This window comes from Aulosira sp. FACHB-615 (assembly GCF_014698045.1).
Taxonomy (GTDB): Bacteria; Cyanobacteriota; Cyanobacteriia; order Cyanobacteriales; family Nostocaceae; genus Nostoc_B.
Genome location: NZ_JACJSE010000004.1, coordinates 71,368 through 87,600, shown reverse-complemented (window position 1 = coordinate 87,600; position 16,233 = coordinate 71,368). Strand labels below are relative to the sequence as shown.

Genomic DNA, 16,233 nt, shown 5'->3' with positions numbered 1-16,233 from the left:
CCAAAAATATTTTAGTTGCAAAAGTTTGGTAATTGCGATCGCTCCCCCAATGCCAATAATAAAAGAGCGTATATACATATATATATACGCTCTACGAGGAGAGAAAATTGGCAGTAAAGAGAAACTTATTCGTAAATAACAAACCCAGCCGCAGGGACAGTAATTTTCACCGCTTTCCCATTCCTGGCTGCAACTTTCACTGTTTGACCGACTTGTTGTTTATCGGTAGAGTAAATGCAAGTTAGGAAATCACCTTCATTGTGTAATTCGTTATCAATCGTCACCCAAGCTTCACGAGGTTGATCATAGTCGGTATTGATAGCTGCGACTATTTCTTGGTCGCTGAGAATACGAGACCAAGGGACAACAGAACGAATTTCATTACCGATGATTTGGGGTAAACCAAAGTTTACGCCATCACCAGAAATCGGACGGAGATATTGACGACCACGACTTAAAGCTTTCTTCGTGCTTCTAATTTTGAGAATTTGGGAAATTTCTTGATAAATGTAATTGTCTTCGTTAAAGAAGTGAACGCCTTTAGTAGCAAATGCGCCAAATTCACCGCCAAACATAGACTCGCGCAAATAGCGATCGCTATCTCCATGTCCATCAAAACCTTGTTCTGTACCATAATAAATACAAGGGATACCCAGCGTTAAAGCGTTGAGTGCTAAAGCGTTCAGTACTACTTTTGTCGCATCTTTATCTGCACAAAATCTGGCTTTGTTTTGTCCCTTACGTACTTGGTCATGGTCGTCGAACATCGTCACGACCTTATCTCTAAACCAAATGTGAGATTCTTTCTGTACCAGTAAAGAATTACGGAACAAACTAAAGTAATCTCTAGGGTTACGATATCCTTTCACCAAATATTCCAGTTTGTCAGGAATCTCATCAACACCTAAAGCAGCATCTAAACCTGTCTCCTCTAAAGTTTCAAATGCTCTCCTTCTTCCGCCAGTAATTTCACCAACCAAAAAGAATCTTTCTTTACCAATACTTTGGGCAAACTCATGAATCATCGAAGCAAAAATGCGCGTTGCGCCTTTATCCATGTGTTTGACAGTATCAATGCGGAAACCATCAACATCTGCGTAGGCTATCCAATATTTATACACCTGAGCCAGATATTTCAGGGAAGGAGATGGGACATAATCATCCAGTCCACCAAAACCATGACGAATATCTTTTAAATCCTCAAAATCTCCTTCTAAAAATTCTGGATAACCATCCCAATTCCTAATGCGTCCTTTTTGAGTATATAGAGATGGGTCTTGAAATTCTACAGGCCAAATTGCATCATTTTCTTGCGGCCAAGTTGCGGGATTATTGGGATCAGTTTTGCGGAATGGGATGCTAGGTTTACCAGTTGCGTCATTAAAACCTTTGACTTGAGAGGGTGTACCGTTGTAATTAACAGTCCCATCTGCGTAACTAAAGATATTCCCAGAATGGTTAAGGATAATATCTAAAATTACATAGATACCATTGGCATGAGCAGTTTGCACCAACTCTTGCAAATCTTCACCACTGCCGAATTTAGGGTTAATTTCTAAGAAATCTTGAATACCGTAGCCGTGATATGTTTCTTGAAAAGATACCTGCTTAAAAATCGGACTAATCCAAATTGCAGATACGCCCAAACGCTTCAAGTATCCGACTTTACTAGTTAGTCCTTTAAGATTCCCGCCAACGTATTTTATACCCGCTTCTCGCCAACGCGCTGCATCTTCTGGTGTGCGAGTGGCATTATTTTGATCACCTGCAAATAAGGGAGTTACGCCATTAGAGACAATATTTCCTGAATTATCTTTATATCCATTCTCCTTACCATCAGAAAATCGGTCAAGCATCATAAAATAAAACACCTCGTCTTCCCAAGCATTGGGAGATGGATAAAATGTTTTATTGGTGGTGTAAGAAGCTAAATTTAGTTGCGATAGTTGTTTAATTGTCATTTCCGTATTCTCAGATTAATGACTGAAATAATTGCTGTGTGGATACGGAAAGCTACAAAACTCTATTTTTTAATTCCGGATAAGTTGTGAGTTTTTTATGGTGTGATGGCTGTGGGGTGAATAGCAGTAATTTCGGAATAGCGGCTAAAATCACTAACATTAAATGTCAAGATATGAGTTAAACCATGTAATAAAATTGCTGCAACCAACCGTGTATCATGAGGAGCATCCCACTTTTTTATATAGCGGTTCTTACTTGCTTGGAATACAGGAACCCCACCCCGCATTTGCTTACGCAAACGCTCCCCTCCCCGCTTGCGGGGAGGGGTTGGGGGTGGGGTTGAAATGTACCTCATCCAACCGAGAACCGCTATATGTCATTACGAGGAACGAAGCAATCGCAAAATCTTACCATTCTGAGCGAGTTCATGAGATTGCTACTCTTCTCCCAAAGGGAGACGCTACGCGATCGCTTGTCAGAAATTATTCAGCCGGATCTACAGTTTGGATCTTAGTGGAATTCCAATGCAAAACCTCCCACCTCCATCCAATATGCCTGACGGAAGAATGTATCCGCCACTTGATGACTATATAACTCGACATCCCGACGGTAGTATTACGGCAAAGTCACGAGGTCATCGCATTAAGATAGATGCGGATGGTAGTATGACAATCACAAACAGGAAATCAGGACAAGTAGAATTCAGTAAACCTGGATCTGGACAATGATTTACAAGAAAGAAGATTTTAACGATTCAGGAGACCAAGCATCTGAGTCAACAATACTCGATAAGATTTCTGTCCTTGCTAAACAAATAAAATTGTCTTTTCCAGGAGCAATAACGACCCTAGAAATCTTTTCTTCATGTTCTGCCATGCTTGACATTCGCCTAAATAACAAGCTGTTTGTCTTGGATTATTCTCCTACAAATGGTTTTGGGATTGATGAAGTGAGAGAAGAAGATGCTTTTAACACAGGCTACAGATTTAACACGAAAGATTTCTATATCGCCACAGAGGAACTGAATAAGTTGATCAAATCTACAGAAAAATAAAGTGTCTGCCATGAAAAGCATTAGTCATGATTCTCATAAATACTTTCACGGGTAAAAGCCTCTGGCTGTAATGCTCTATCACCGCCAAAGTTTCTCACTCGTTCATCAATCAACCTGAGTAGAGGTTCACTAATTCCAGTGACTTCAATTTTGTGATTGTCCATATTGTTTTTCATGATATGTTTCCAATGTAGGGGCAATGGCTGGAAAGCCTCTACTAAATTTTGAAAAACCAACGCCGACGATACATTCCATAAAGAATTGTCCACCACAATAAAACCATGACTATGGCAAATGCAAGTGAACCATTGAATCTCCCCGCCCAAGAGCGAAATAGGTTGTCATAAATCCAATTGTAGGTTGTGCTGCTGCCGATGTTAGTTTTGAGTAAAATTCGGGTGAGTATGCCAGAACCAACAAACAAAAAGATGGCATTTAATCCCATCACTTCTAATGGTAGTCCCCAGTTTCTCAAATTGCGGACTTCGATGAGTTCATAACACAAAGCTAAAGTGAGTAATGCCCAACCTGCGGTAAACACAACATAAGAACTTGTCCAGAGTTGTTTATTAATGGGAAATAAAAATCCCCACAATAATCCAATTACTAAGGCAATTAAACCAAAAATTATTAAATTTACACTTGTGCGGCTTTTAATTGGCTGAATGCGTAACCAGTCGCCTGTAAAATATCCCAAAAAGACAGTGACAACAGATGGCAAAGTACTAAATAAGCCTTCTGGGTCAAAAGCGCCGCCGCGATAAATATGCTTACCTAGAATTATGCGGTCAATGTAACCACTGAAATTTCCTTCTGGGGTGAGATTTCCAGCGCCAAAGCCAGGGACGGGGATAAATTGCATCGCCAGCCAGTAACCGATGAGGATAACAGCTGTTAGTATCCATAACCAACGGCGGGAAAGGTTGAGAACTGCTAAGGCTGCAAGTACATAAGCAAGGCTGATGCGCTGCAAGACTCCCATAATTCGCAGTGTGCCGAAATTGGGTGGTATGCCTTTAATTAACCAATCAAGGGTTAAAGAAACCAGTGCCAGGAATAAGCCCAGGCCAAATAATATCAGACCACGGCGGAAAATACGCTGATAGACAGTAGCCGTCGGGCGATTTTCTGGGGTGTACTTGGCGAAAGAAAACGGCATTGCGACACCGACAATAAATAAAAAGAATGGAAAAACCAAGTCTGTCGGCGTGCAACCATGCCATTTTGCATGGTCGAGAGGTGGATAGACATAATCCCAATTACCGGGATTATTCACTAAAATCATAGAGGCGATCGCAATTCCCCGAAATACATCCAGGGAAACGAGGCGCGTAGAGGGTGTAGAGGAATTTTTCATAACGTTATAGTTTAATCTGTTCAACGCTCCTCCAAAACTTTTGTGAACATCAAAGACATTTTTCTTAGTGGATTTTTACGTCTAGGAAAGCAGCACAGGAATTTAATTCTTACCGCCTGTCTCCTGTCTCCTGTCTCCTGTCTCATCCCAGTCCAAATTGCTGACTCCTCACCCCAGCCAGCCGCTATCATTCCCCCATCACCTAGCCGAGAATTTCGGGGTGTGTGGGTTGCGAGTGTGGCTAATATTGACTGGCCTTCTAAACCGGGTTTAACCACCAGTCAACAACAAGCCGAGTTAATTACAATACTCGATCGCGCGGCCAAATTAAAACTCAATGCCGTGATTTTACAAGTCCGTCCTGATTGTGATGCCTTATACCAATCTACATTAGAACCTTGGTCAGAATTTTTAACAGGACAAATGGGTAAACCACCCGCACCTTATTATGACCCCTTAGCTTTTGCAGTGGCAGAAGCCCATAAACGCGGACTGGAATTACACGCTTGGTTTAATCCTTATCGCGCCAGTCATCCCCAGGGCAAATCAACAGTTGCACCAAATCATATCAGCAAAACTCATCCACAATTAGTCAAACGTTACGGCAAATATCTCTGGTTAGACCCCGGTGAAAAAGCCGTGCAGGATTACACCGTGCAAGTCATTATGGATGTTGTGAATCGATATGATATCGATGGTGTGCATATTGATGATTACTTTTATCCCTATCCCGAAAAAGATAGAAGAAATAAAAAAATTGATTTCCCTGACCAAATTAGTTGGCAAAAATATCAACAATCAGGAGGGACAGCAACCCGTGATGATTGGCGGCGAGAAAACGTCAACACCTTAATTCAACGACTTTATCAAAGCATTAAAACAGCTAAATCTTGGGTGAAATTTGGTATTAGTCCTTTTGGCATTTGGCAACCAGGATTTCCCAAACAAATAGGCAATGAAAAAGCGTTTAATGCTTATCAAGAACTCTACGCAGATTCTCGCAAATGGTTAATGAACGGCTGGTTAGATTATCTCTCACCCCAACTTTATTGGAAAATTGCACAGCCCCAAGAAAGCTATCCTGTATTGTTGAATTGGTGGACATCACAAAACACTCAATCTCGGCATATTTGGCCAGGAATTTATACTAGCCGCATCGGACAAAACAGCCGCACAGCTTGGCCTGCTAAAGAAATTGTCTATCAAATTAAAACAACTCAAGGTCATGTTGGTTCTGATGGCAATATTCACTTTAGTATGAAACCTCTGCTACAAAATCGCGGCGGCATTGCAGATTTATTACCACAAGATGTTTATCAGCATCCCGCATTAGTCCCGGCATCACCTTGGTTAGATAATACACCACCCGAAAAACCACAAGTCAGTTTAGCAAAAGATGTCACTGGGACTAAAACAGTTGTGAGATGGCAAGCTACAGGTAAACAAGCAGTTTGGTTATGGGTTGTGCAGACCAAAATAGGTAATGAATGGAATACCAATATTTTACCGGCTGGGCAGAATTCAACTTTGTTAAATAATCATCAAGTTGAAGATGTCGCTGTGTCGGCGGTGACTCGTTATGGTGTGCAAGGAACAAGCGCCGTTGTGGAAATTCCTCAATATCAAGCGAGACAATCTAATGTTCATATTCCTGTGCCAACATTAAATTCTCGTTAATGAAGTTCTGATACTCATTAATGAGTCTTGAACACTCGCGCGAGAGTCTTTTATACTCGTGAGCGAGTCTTTGATACTTGCGCGAGAGTTTTGGATACTCGTGAGCGAGTCTTTGATACTCACGCGAGAATCTTGAATACTCGTGAATGAGTCTTTGATACTCACGCGAGAGTCTTGGATACTCATGCGAGAGCCTTTTATACTCGCTCACGAGTCTTTAATACTCATGCGAGAGCCTTTGATACTCGTGAATCAGTTTTACCTCTCCCTAACCTTTCCAAGGGAAAGGCTACTGTGTACACACAAGTCAAAAATTTTTATGTTCAACCACATCCCGCCTAGAACTAAAGTTCCAGGCTAATAGCTAAAGTCCACTCAAGTGGACTGGAAGACATTTTTAGTTGAGTCATCTTTAGATGACTTGCGCTATTAGACTCGGAATGAATTCCGAGGCGGGACAGATGCACTAAACGAATATTTGTGTGTATACCTTACCCTTTGTAATGGAGGTTGTAGGGAGCGGTGAAGACTAATAAAGCTAAACCGAGAAATATTGGAATTAACAGGCTGAAGCCTGTAGTAAAATTTGCCTAAGTGCGTAAAACTACATAATGGCTTTAGACTTCTCCGGTCAAAATCTCCGAGGACGCAACTTCAAAGGACAAAACCTTGCAAGTGCAAACTTTAGCTATGCCGATATTCGAGGCGCAAACTTTAGCGGTGCTAACTTGACAGAGGCAAATTTCAGTCACGCCAAAGCTGGACTACAAGGCCATTGGGTAATTGGTTTAGTTATTGTCTCATTTTTATTGTCGGGACTCTCAGGATTGTTCTCAGCATTGAGTGGTTACTTCGTGTCGCTGATATTTAACTCATTTCTAAACAACCAAGTTATAGGCTGGGTTGCTTTATTCATATTGATTGCCTTTTGCTTCATCACAATTAGTCTAGGATTAACAACTGATTTAGGAGCGGGAGCCGCCGCCGGAGCCGTCGCTTTCGCCTTCGCCTTCGCCGTTGCCTTCGCCGTCGCCGGAGCTTTCGCCGTCACCCTCGCCGGAGCTTTCGCTGGAGCTTTCGCCGTCGCCGGAGCTTTCGCCGTCGCCGGAGCCGTCGCTGTCGCTGGAGTTGGAGCTTTCGCCGTCACCGTCGCCGGAGCGGTCGCCGGAGCCGGAACGTTACTGAGCATTTACATCGCTTGGCAAGCGATGAAAGGAAATGAGAAATATTCCTTGATTCGTAATATTGCCATTGCCTTTGCAGCCACAGGCGGTACAAGCTTTCGTAACGCCAATTTAACCAATGCCAAATTCGCCGAAGCCACACTCAAAAGCAGCGATTTCCGCAACGCTACTCTTACTCGTACTCATTGGCATCAAGCCAAAATGCTTGACCGTGTGCGCCCTGGTAAAACCTATCTGCAAAACTCACAAGTACGCCAACTGCTAGTTACTGGACAAGGACAAGACAAAAACTTCGATCGCCAAAACCTGCGGGGTATAAACTTACAATCAGCTAACCTAGCAGATGCCAGCTTTATCAGCACTGACCTCAGTGAAGCTAACTTGCAAGATGCTGATTTATCCAGAGCCAAACTTAAACAAACCCAACTCGACGCAACTGATTTAACAGGCGCAATTCTCACAGGTGCATTCATTGAGGATTGGGGTATTACCAATGAAACTAAATTGCATGGCGTGAGGTGTGAATATATCTTCATGCGCTTACCCACCAAAGCCAACCCCGACCCCCTCCGCAAACCAGATAATCACCAAGAAGTATTTCAAGACGGCGACTTTGCCGAATTTATCCAACCAATTTTTGACACCCTCGACCTTTATCACAATCAAGGCGTTGACCCCCGCGCCATTGCTATTGCGTTTAAAAAATTAGCAGAAAAACACCCCGAAGCTGGGTTAGAAATCGTCGCAATGGAGAAACGCGGCGATGATAAATTATTAATCCGCGCCAAAACTGCGGTAGACGTTAATAAATCGCAACTGAGTGCCGAATATTTTGCAGATTATAATCAACTCAAAGCTTTATCTCAAAGTCAACAATCATTACTTATAGAAAAAGACGATCGCATTCGTAGTTTAGAAACTATGCTGACAACTGCTCTCCAGCAGCCCAAATATTATATAGAAGGAGATAATAAAGTGTCTGATATTAGCGGCATTAGTATTCAAGGCAGCAGTAATGTTAGTGGTATTGCGGGTGGTGGTTCTGTTGCCAACTTAGGAATAATTAGCGGCAATGTAAATATTGCCATTAATGAGTTACCCGATTCCCCCAATAGTGAGCAACCAGGAATTAAAGAATTACTCACACAATTACAACAGGCAATTTCCCAATCTTCAGAATTATCTGATGAAGATAAAGCCGAGGCTTTAGAACAAGTGAAAACTTTAGCCGAAGCAGGTCAAAATCCCCAAGAACCCACCAAGCAAAAAACTGCCAAGACAGCCATCACCATGTTAAAAGGTTTATTTTCTGGCTTACCCGCCGTCGCCACATTGGTAGAAGCAGCAAATAATTTATTACCTGTCATTTCTAAACTATTTGGGTTGGGATAATTCTGGAGGTTTAGATCCCCGACTTCTTGAAGAAGTCGGGGATCTTGGGGAACACATATCTTGCACCTAGCCCCAACGAATGGAATTCGCGGCTATAAAAACGTAGACGCGCAAGCGGCTTCCCGCAGGGTAGTCCGCCTACGCAGACTAATGCAAAATCAAGGGTTTTGAACCCACGCAGGAGGTCACTAGGCTTGTCCTGAGCGTAGCCGAAGTGCGGGTTGTGTCTGTGTCCAAGACGCAACTCTTGTCTGCTCTCGCCGTGACACCAGTAAAAATTTTTATATTGAATATAAAGATTGATTAAGATTAATGGCGTACTGAAAAATATGATTAAGATGTTAGCTGAAAACTGGACTGTGATTGAAGCAAATTTACAGATTAACTGGCTGCTGGTAAATAACTGTTTGCAGTTTGCGGCTTGGGGAGTTTTTTCCCTGTTGCTGGCGGAGGTACTCAGGGACACTTACCATGCTTTATGTCACAAAGTAAGTTGGTTAGCTAAATGGCATAACAAGCATCATGCAGCCTATCGCCGCGACTTATCGGTAGTTTCTCTAAAAATGTATCAAGAGTCTCAGCTTTACCATGACATTGTAGAGTCGGTGCTTTTAGTCTTTGTTTTAACAATAGTTGCCTTATTGGTGAACCAATGGGGGTTGTGGTTCGGGGTATTATATGCTTTCACCTTTTTGTATGGGGCATCGGTGCGATATTTTCAAGGGAAAATAGAGACGGACTATAACCACTTACCCGGCCCTTTAGAAATTATTCCTTCGAGTTTTTGGGTAAATCGTGCTTACCATTGGCGACACCATTTTGATGATGTGAACGCTTATTACAGTGGCGTGTTTCCGTTGGTGGATAAAATTTTAGGTACAGCACTTTCTCTTAAAGGTAAAACCATCGCCATAACCGGTGCATCGGGAACTCTGGGACAAGCGTTAACAGCAGAACTGATTCAACACAATGCCAAGGTTGTAGCTATTACTACAAATCCAGATAAGTTAGTCACTCAAACCGGGGTAATGGTACTTCCTTGGGAGTTGGGGAATGAGGTACAACTGCGAGATAGGTTAGAAAAAGTCGATATTTTGATTATCAATCATGGTGTGAATGTTTATGGCGATCGCACACCCCAAGCCATCAATTCATCTTATGAGGTGAATACTTTTTCAGCATTGCGGTTGATGGATATCTTCATGACAACGGTGACGGGGCCACAAGACAAAGCCACCAAAGAAATTTGGGTGAATACTTCGGAAGCAGAGGTATCACCAGCCCTCAGTCCACTTTATGAATTGAGTAAACGCACCTTGGGAAATATTATTACCCTCAAACGTTTAGAAGGTAATTGCATTATTCGCAAATTAATTCTCGGCCCGTTTAAAAGTCAACTTAATCCCTATGGGGTGATGTCAGCTACCCAAGTGGCAAAATTCATTGTATTTTTAGCAGTCCGAGACTTTCGCAATATTATCGTGACAATTAATCCCCTGACTTATTTGCTATTTCCTTTCAAGGAGACTAGTACATGGCTGTATTATCGCGTGTTTAGTAAAGCTAAGAACTAGTAGTCTGCCAAGGAAACTTTGCGTTGTGGTCAGCAGAGGAGCAGAGGGGCAGAGGGGCAGGGGGGAAAGACTTACTGCAAGTTTCTCCCCTGCTCCCCTGCTCCCTTGCTCCCTTGCTTACCTCCACGTAGCAATATTGGGTTGGTACACTACTAGAATTAATGCGATCGCTCATCAGTAAGATGTAGGATGGCGATCGTATATATAATTCTGACTCGGTTCTAGCAGATAAAATGAAACAAAGAAAGGCAACCAGCTAAACGGAAACTATTATGAGTCAAGCTATTGAAGGAGTACGCTGGACAATCCACGATATAGAGGTTCTACCTGAAAATGAGTGGACACGCTACGAAATTATTAATGGAGAATTATTTGTAACTCGCACCCCTCACTATCGTCATCAACAAATATGTGGTAAAACTTTTCGCCAGCTTGATATTTGGTCAGAGTCTAGTGGTTTGGGCGTGACAATTATATCTCCTGGGTTGATTTTTTCGGAGGCAGATAGTGTTATCCCCGATGTAGTTTGGGTTAGCCAAGAAAGATTAGCCCAAATTGAAGATGAAGCAGGACATTTAACAGCCGCGCCAGAATTGGTAATCGAAGTATTATCTCCCGGTACACAAAACGAACGTCGAGATAAGGAAGCAAAACTGAAACTTTATTCAATTCATGGTGTGCGTGAGTATTGGATTTTGAATCGCTTTACTAAACAAGTGGAAGTTTATCGCCGAGAAAAAGCCCAGTTAATTTTAGTTGCAACTTTGATAGGTGATGATGAAATAACTTCGCCACTTTTACCAGGATTTTGTTGTTCTATTAGTTGCTTTTTTCCTGAATAATCATAGCAGAAGGCAGGAGAGAAGAGGGTTATAGCTTTGTTTACCTTTCTTAACTTAGTTTTGTTTTTTCCCACCGAATTACTTATTCATACTAATACCAATTTGAAAAATGATTGCGACAAATGGGTTACTGAAAAGCTCGCCAGTAAGCAATTTCCCAATCCAAAATCCAAAATCTAAAATCCAAAATGGTATAAGTTGCTTTCAGAAATAGTATTCCTACTCCCCACTCTCTACTCCCTACTCCCAGCCCAAATTACTATCTTTGATTGCAACTTGGTATCAGCTAATTGGTAGGGTGAACCAAAATGTTACGCCTGTTTCTAATCCACTTTGGACACCAATTTCACCACCATGCGCTTGAACAATTTGTTTACACAAATATAAGCCTAAACCTAAACCTAAAGAATAAGGATTATTCTTGCCCCGAAAATATAAATCAAATAATCTTTGGCTTTGTTCTGGGCTAATACCAACACCGTTATCGCTGACGGTACAATAAATTTTTTCACCTTCAACTATGGCATTAATTGTAATTTGCAATCCTGGTAAATTATGTTTGATGGCATTGCCAATTAAGTTAGAAAATACTCGCCATAGTTGTGTTGCATCGGCGTTGATTAAGGGTAAATCTGCGGTGACAAGATTGATGAGATGAGTTTGATTTTTTCGCAGCATTGGTTCTAAATCTGCGATCGCATCGGCGATAATCATATCTAACTGCACAGGTTGACGCTGTAAAACTAACCCTTGCATATCGTTGACATGGGCTTCCATCAAGGAATTAATTAAGTTTAATTGGCGATCGCTACTCTGCACCATCCGTTCTAAAGTGGTACGGGGTAAAGAAATTACATTACTCTCCTCTCCTGCATTTTCTAGCAAATTCTTCAGCACCATCAAACTACCCAAAACTGGGTTACGTAAGTCATGAGATACTGCATGGAAAAAGACTCGCAGTGCTTCTTCGGTACGCTGGCGATCGCGCAATGCTGCCTGAAGTTCGCTAATATCTAAAATTATCCCCACTAAGCCGCCCAAGGAACCATCGACTTTAGAAAAGCTGGCTTTGTAAAATATGACATCATGTTTGGTTTGATCAGCAAACACCAAAAAACTTTCATAAGTTTGCACTTGTTGTTGTTCCAACAAAGTCATATCTGCGTGATAATATTGGTCAGCCAGTTCTCTGGGTGCTAAGTCATAATCAGATTTACCAAGAATTTGTTCTTTGCGTAAACCCAGAACTGCTTCAAAAGCTGTGTTGCAACCAAGGTATAAACCTTGAGTATTCTTATAAAAAACAGGAGTGGGAATTGTATCGATTAAAACTTGTAAGAAATCGATTTGTTCTTGTAAGGCTTCCTCGGCTTGTTTGCGTTGGGTAATATCCTCAATTAACCCTTCATAATACAGTAATTTTCCGGCTGCATCACGCACAGCATAGGCTTTTTCCGAAATCCAAACTATACTGCCATCTTGGCGATAAATTTGTGATTCAAATTCGGAGATAATGCCATACTTTTCAATTAACCGCACAAACTCAGCCCGACGCTTGGGGTCAACATACAACTGATTTTCAATATCTGTAAAATTAGCTGTAACTTCTTCTGGTGAAGAATAGCCATAAATTTTAGCTAATGCCGGATTAGCTGTAATATATCGACCATCAGGACTACTTTGAAAAATCCCTTCAATGGCGTTTTCAAAAATACTGCGATATTTGGCTTCGGCGACGACTAATTTGCGATTAGCTGATTCTAATTCTTTGCGGGCGTAAAATTCCGAACGTTGTAGGCGATCGTATAAATAAACTCCCAAATCACAGATAACACAAAACCAGAATATATATAAAACAAATGTTACATTATATATTTCTGGATGTTCTGGTTTAAGTGTTTTTAATCCCAAGGCAGTATTCACAATAAAATAGTAACCTAAAATACTTACCTGAGATATAAAATGGAGCGGCCAGCGCACTGGCATAAATATAGCTTGACTAAGAAATAGCAACGACCAACCAACAATATCTGGTAAGGCAAAACCTTTAATTGTGGCGAACAATTGCGACGCAAAACCAACTGACCAAGATGTACCTAAAAATAATCTACCTGGGTGACGATGACCAAAGCGAGTTTTATGTAAACTAAAACAAATCAATAAACTCAGTAACATGGAAACGTTAATCGCCAGTCCTTGAATCCTGACTATTCTTGGTATCTGTACCAATTCTTGTAGAGAAAAGAATAAGTCATAAATATCGCGGACAGTAAAAGTCAATAAACAAATAAATGCCAACCATAACCACAAGCGTAATCTCTGCCAAAAAAAATGATTACGCCAAGAGTGATATTCACCAGTAATTACATCAATTTTTGGTGCTGAAAAAACTTGTTGCCACCAAATTCCAAATTTTTGCAATAATTTAGCCATTAGTGTCTTACCAACTTTGACCATACCATCGCAGGTGTTGTTCCATTTTCTCCCTCGTATTTATTATGATCAGTTATGGCTACATTTTGACGACTAATCGGCTACAGACAATGTGAACCAAAATGTTAATCCTCGTTTGCGGTTACTAATTACACCAATTTCGCCGCCATGTGCTTGAATAATTTGGCGACATAAATACATTTTCAACCCTAGAATTGTGGAACAAGGTGCTTGGGGTTCTCGCACATATAAATCAAACAGGCGATCACCTTCTGTTTTACTCATGGTGACACCGTTATGTTCAATTTGAATTTTGACCATACTTTCCACAACGGTGGCTGTCAGCGCCAATTTCAACCCTGGGGGATTTTGTTGCAAACTATAAATTAACAAGGTCAGCAACACTGTTTGTAACTGTGTAGGATCTGTCTTGATTAATGGCAAATCTTCGTTAATTAAGTTTTCGAGTGTTGCCTGATTTTGCCACAACAGTGGTTGTAAGTCGGGCAGAATTTTTTCGAGGAGTGTGTTTAAATTTACCTGCTGGAGATTTATAATAACACCTTGCTCCATCCAGCAATGAATTTCTAACAAAGAGTTAATCATTGTGAGTTGGCGATCGTTCCCTTGAATCATCCGTTCAATTACTGAACTAGGTACAGGAATTGACTGAGAAACAGCAGGGTAAGAAGTTTCTGCTGGTGGTGTATGGGAACAGAGGAGGACAGGTGGTGATTGTTCCCCAACTCCCAAATCCCGACTCCCGACTCCCCCATTTTCTAGCAAATTCTTCAGTACCATCAAATTGCCCATAACTGTGGTGCGTAAATCATGGGCGACTGTATGCAGTACCACATCTTTAACTTGTTGCAGTTTTTCTAATTCCTGCATTTTTTGTTGCAGTTGGGCGGTGCGTTCTTCTACTTGGCGTTCGAGGTTGGTGTTGAGTTCGGCGAGTTCTTGGTAAAGTTGCGCTTGCTGAATGGCGATCGCTAATTGTTCTGATAATTGTTGGAGTAAGTCGATTTCTATCGGTTGCCATTGACGGGGGGCAGAACATTGATTAGCAACTAAAGCACCAATTAATTCTTCCCCTAACATAATTGGTACAGCTAAACTTGCCCTTGTCTGAAATTGTTGATAATTGGCTTGTAATTTTGGCGATACTGTGATTTTGCTGACATCTTCCACTACACGCACGCGATGAGTTGCAAAAATAGTTTTCAATTCTTGCAAATAACTTTTATCTTCTGGTGTCCAACCCAATATAGAAGGATATTTGGGGTCTACTGATTCTGCGATTTTTTTGACTTTTACCTCATAATTATTCAGCCCAATAAAAACCCGATCAGCTTGTAGAAATTGCCTGACTTCTGACACAGTAGTTTGGAGAATTTGCTCTAAATTCAGGGAAGAGCGAATCCTAACCAGCGTTTCCGTCAACAAGCGATCGCGCTGTGCTGTCAACCGCATTTGGGCTTCTGCTTGCTTACGGGCGGTAATATCATGATTAATCGCTAAAATACAGGGTACACCATCTAAATCAATCACATCGGCAGACAGTAAGGTGGTGCGAATTTCCCCGGACTTGCGCCGAAAGGTAAATTCTAAGTTGCTGATGGCTCCCTTGGTTTGTAAATCTGCTACTAATTGAGTGCGATCGCTTTCATTTACCCAGATTTTTAAATCAAAAGCTGTATGACCAATTACTTCATTCTGCTCATAGCCTGATAGCTGCATAAAACTATCATTAACTTCGATGAAGCGTCCTTCTTTCAATGTACTAATACTAATTGGATCGGGACTACAATTAAAAGCTTTAGAAAACTTTTGTGCCAAATTTTGTAGTGAAGTTTCTACTTGTTTCCGCTCTGTAATATCCCGAACAATCGCTAATACTTCATCAGCGCCGCTAACTACTAACCGCGCCTCATAATCACGAATACCCTTTGGTGTTGGTAATTGATATTCGCAAGTTTGCAAACTGCCAGCATCCAAAGTTTTCGCAATGGTTTCTTGTCCAATTAAGGCTAGATCATTTGGTAATAAATCTCGCATATTTTTACCAACTATCTCTTCTTTCGTTAAAGTGAGACTGATACCATCACCTTTCAAATCAAGATATTCACCATCACGACTCATCCGAAACATCAAATCTGGAATTGCTGCCAAAATTGCTTGGTACCTCGCCTCACTGGTGCGTAACTCTTCTTCGGTTTGTTTTCTAGGAGTAATATCTATCACTAAACCATTACAGAGAATATCACCGTTTGCTTCTGCTTCCAGTTGGCAAGCTCCTTGAATATACTTGAGTTTACCACTAGGAGTCATAATTCTGCCTTCCCAATGCCAAGGTTTAAGTGTACTAAAAGCTACAGCCAGAGATTTCTTAAACTTGGTTCTATCTTCGGGATGAATTAGCTGGTATAAAATTTGCCAGTCTGCTTGAATTAGTTCTGGTTCTAATTCTGACAAGTCTCGACAACCAGAACTTACGTATAAAACCACCTGGGAACCATCCGCCTGTTGTCGGAATTGAAAAATCATCCCTGGTAAAATAGCAGCAATTTTGTCCAACAAAGTGATAGTCTCTGGCAGAAATTCAAGTTTACGTAGTAATTTTAAGGATTCATCCACTATTTCACCCTTTGATACCCAAGCAACTGACATGATTTGTCAAGAGATGGTAACTATGACGACAATTTCGCTGTTGTCAACATCAGTGCTAACAGCAGCAAAACATAGCCTTATTTCAGGT

Annotated in this window: 12 protein-coding genes; 6 read left to right on the top strand and 6 right to left on the bottom strand. The window is 41.3% G+C overall.

The features are described from left to right. Positions 1-125: 125 nt before the first annotated feature. A complete protein-coding gene (locus H6G77_RS07540) occupies positions 126-1,961 on the bottom strand; it encodes an alpha-amylase family glycosyl hydrolase (RefSeq protein ID WP_190871236.1) in 1,836 nt (611 codons plus the stop codon). A gap of 95 nt (positions 1,962-2,056) precedes the next feature. Continuing rightward, complete coding sequence (locus H6G77_RS35315; protein ID WP_199331414.1) at positions 2,057-2,260, bottom strand: hypothetical protein; 204 nt, start codon at positions 2,258-2,260, stop codon at positions 2,057-2,059. Between the two features lie 226 nt (positions 2,261-2,486). Between H6G77_RS35315 and H6G77_RS07530 the strand changes: the two genes are divergently transcribed. After that, positions 2,487-2,690, top strand: coding sequence for a hypothetical protein (locus H6G77_RS07530; RefSeq protein ID WP_190871235.1), 204 nt, complete (start codon positions 2,487-2,489; stop codon positions 2,688-2,690). Further along, on the top strand, positions 2,687-3,016 hold the full coding sequence (locus H6G77_RS07525; RefSeq protein ID WP_190589348.1) for a hypothetical protein: 330 nt from the start codon (positions 2,687-2,689) through the stop codon (positions 3,014-3,016). The genes H6G77_RS07530 and H6G77_RS07525 overlap by 4 nt, the downstream gene beginning before the upstream one ends. A gap of 20 nt (positions 3,017-3,036) precedes the next feature. Here H6G77_RS07525 and H6G77_RS07520 read toward each other — a convergent pair whose 3' ends face one another. Together H6G77_RS07520 and H6G77_RS07515 are read right to left on the bottom strand one after the other, a co-directional pair. Then, positions 3,037-3,192, bottom strand: coding sequence for a hypothetical protein (locus tag H6G77_RS07520; RefSeq protein ID WP_190589349.1), 156 nt, complete (start codon positions 3,190-3,192; stop codon positions 3,037-3,039). 41 nt (positions 3,193-3,233) lie between these two features. Continuing rightward, positions 3,234-4,373 (bottom strand): acyltransferase family protein, encoded by a 1,140-nt coding sequence (locus H6G77_RS07515; protein ID WP_190871234.1) that lies wholly within the window; start codon positions 4,371-4,373, stop codon positions 3,234-3,236. A gap of 42 nt (positions 4,374-4,415) precedes the next feature. Between H6G77_RS07515 and H6G77_RS07510 the strand changes: the two genes are divergently transcribed. From H6G77_RS07510 to H6G77_RS07495, 4 genes are all read left to right on the top strand, one after another. Continuing rightward, complete coding sequence (locus H6G77_RS07510; RefSeq protein WP_313954484.1) at positions 4,416-6,050, top strand: family 10 glycosylhydrolase; 1,635 nt, start codon at positions 4,416-4,418, stop codon at positions 6,048-6,050. Between the two features lie 611 nt (positions 6,051-6,661). After that, positions 6,662-8,626, top strand: a complete 1,965-nt coding sequence (locus H6G77_RS07505; protein WP_190871233.1) for a pentapeptide repeat-containing protein — start codon at positions 6,662-6,664, stop codon at positions 8,624-8,626. Positions 8,627-8,955: 329 nt separating this feature from the next. Next, positions 8,956-10,200 carry a bifunctional sterol desaturase/short chain dehydrogenase gene (locus H6G77_RS07500; protein ID WP_190871232.1) on the top strand — a complete coding sequence of 415 codons (1,245 nt, stop codon included), beginning with the start codon at positions 8,956-8,958 and terminating at the stop codon, positions 10,198-10,200. Between the two features lie 272 nt (positions 10,201-10,472). Beyond that, on the top strand, positions 10,473-11,042 hold the full coding sequence (locus tag H6G77_RS07495; RefSeq protein WP_190871231.1) for a Uma2 family endonuclease: 570 nt from the start codon (positions 10,473-10,475) through the stop codon (positions 11,040-11,042). Between the two features lie 282 nt (positions 11,043-11,324). Here H6G77_RS07495 and H6G77_RS07490 read toward each other — a convergent pair whose 3' ends face one another. Together H6G77_RS07490 and H6G77_RS07485 are read right to left on the bottom strand one after the other, a co-directional pair. Then, on the bottom strand, positions 11,325-13,475 hold the full coding sequence (locus tag H6G77_RS07490) for a PAS domain-containing sensor histidine kinase (protein ID WP_242049162.1): 2,151 nt from the start codon (positions 13,473-13,475) through the stop codon (positions 11,325-11,327). 93 nt (positions 13,476-13,568) lie between these two features. Continuing rightward, complete coding sequence (locus tag H6G77_RS07485) at positions 13,569-16,145, bottom strand: PAS domain S-box protein (RefSeq protein ID WP_190668979.1); 2,577 nt, start codon at positions 16,143-16,145, stop codon at positions 13,569-13,571. Positions 16,146-16,233 lie beyond the last annotated feature (88 nt).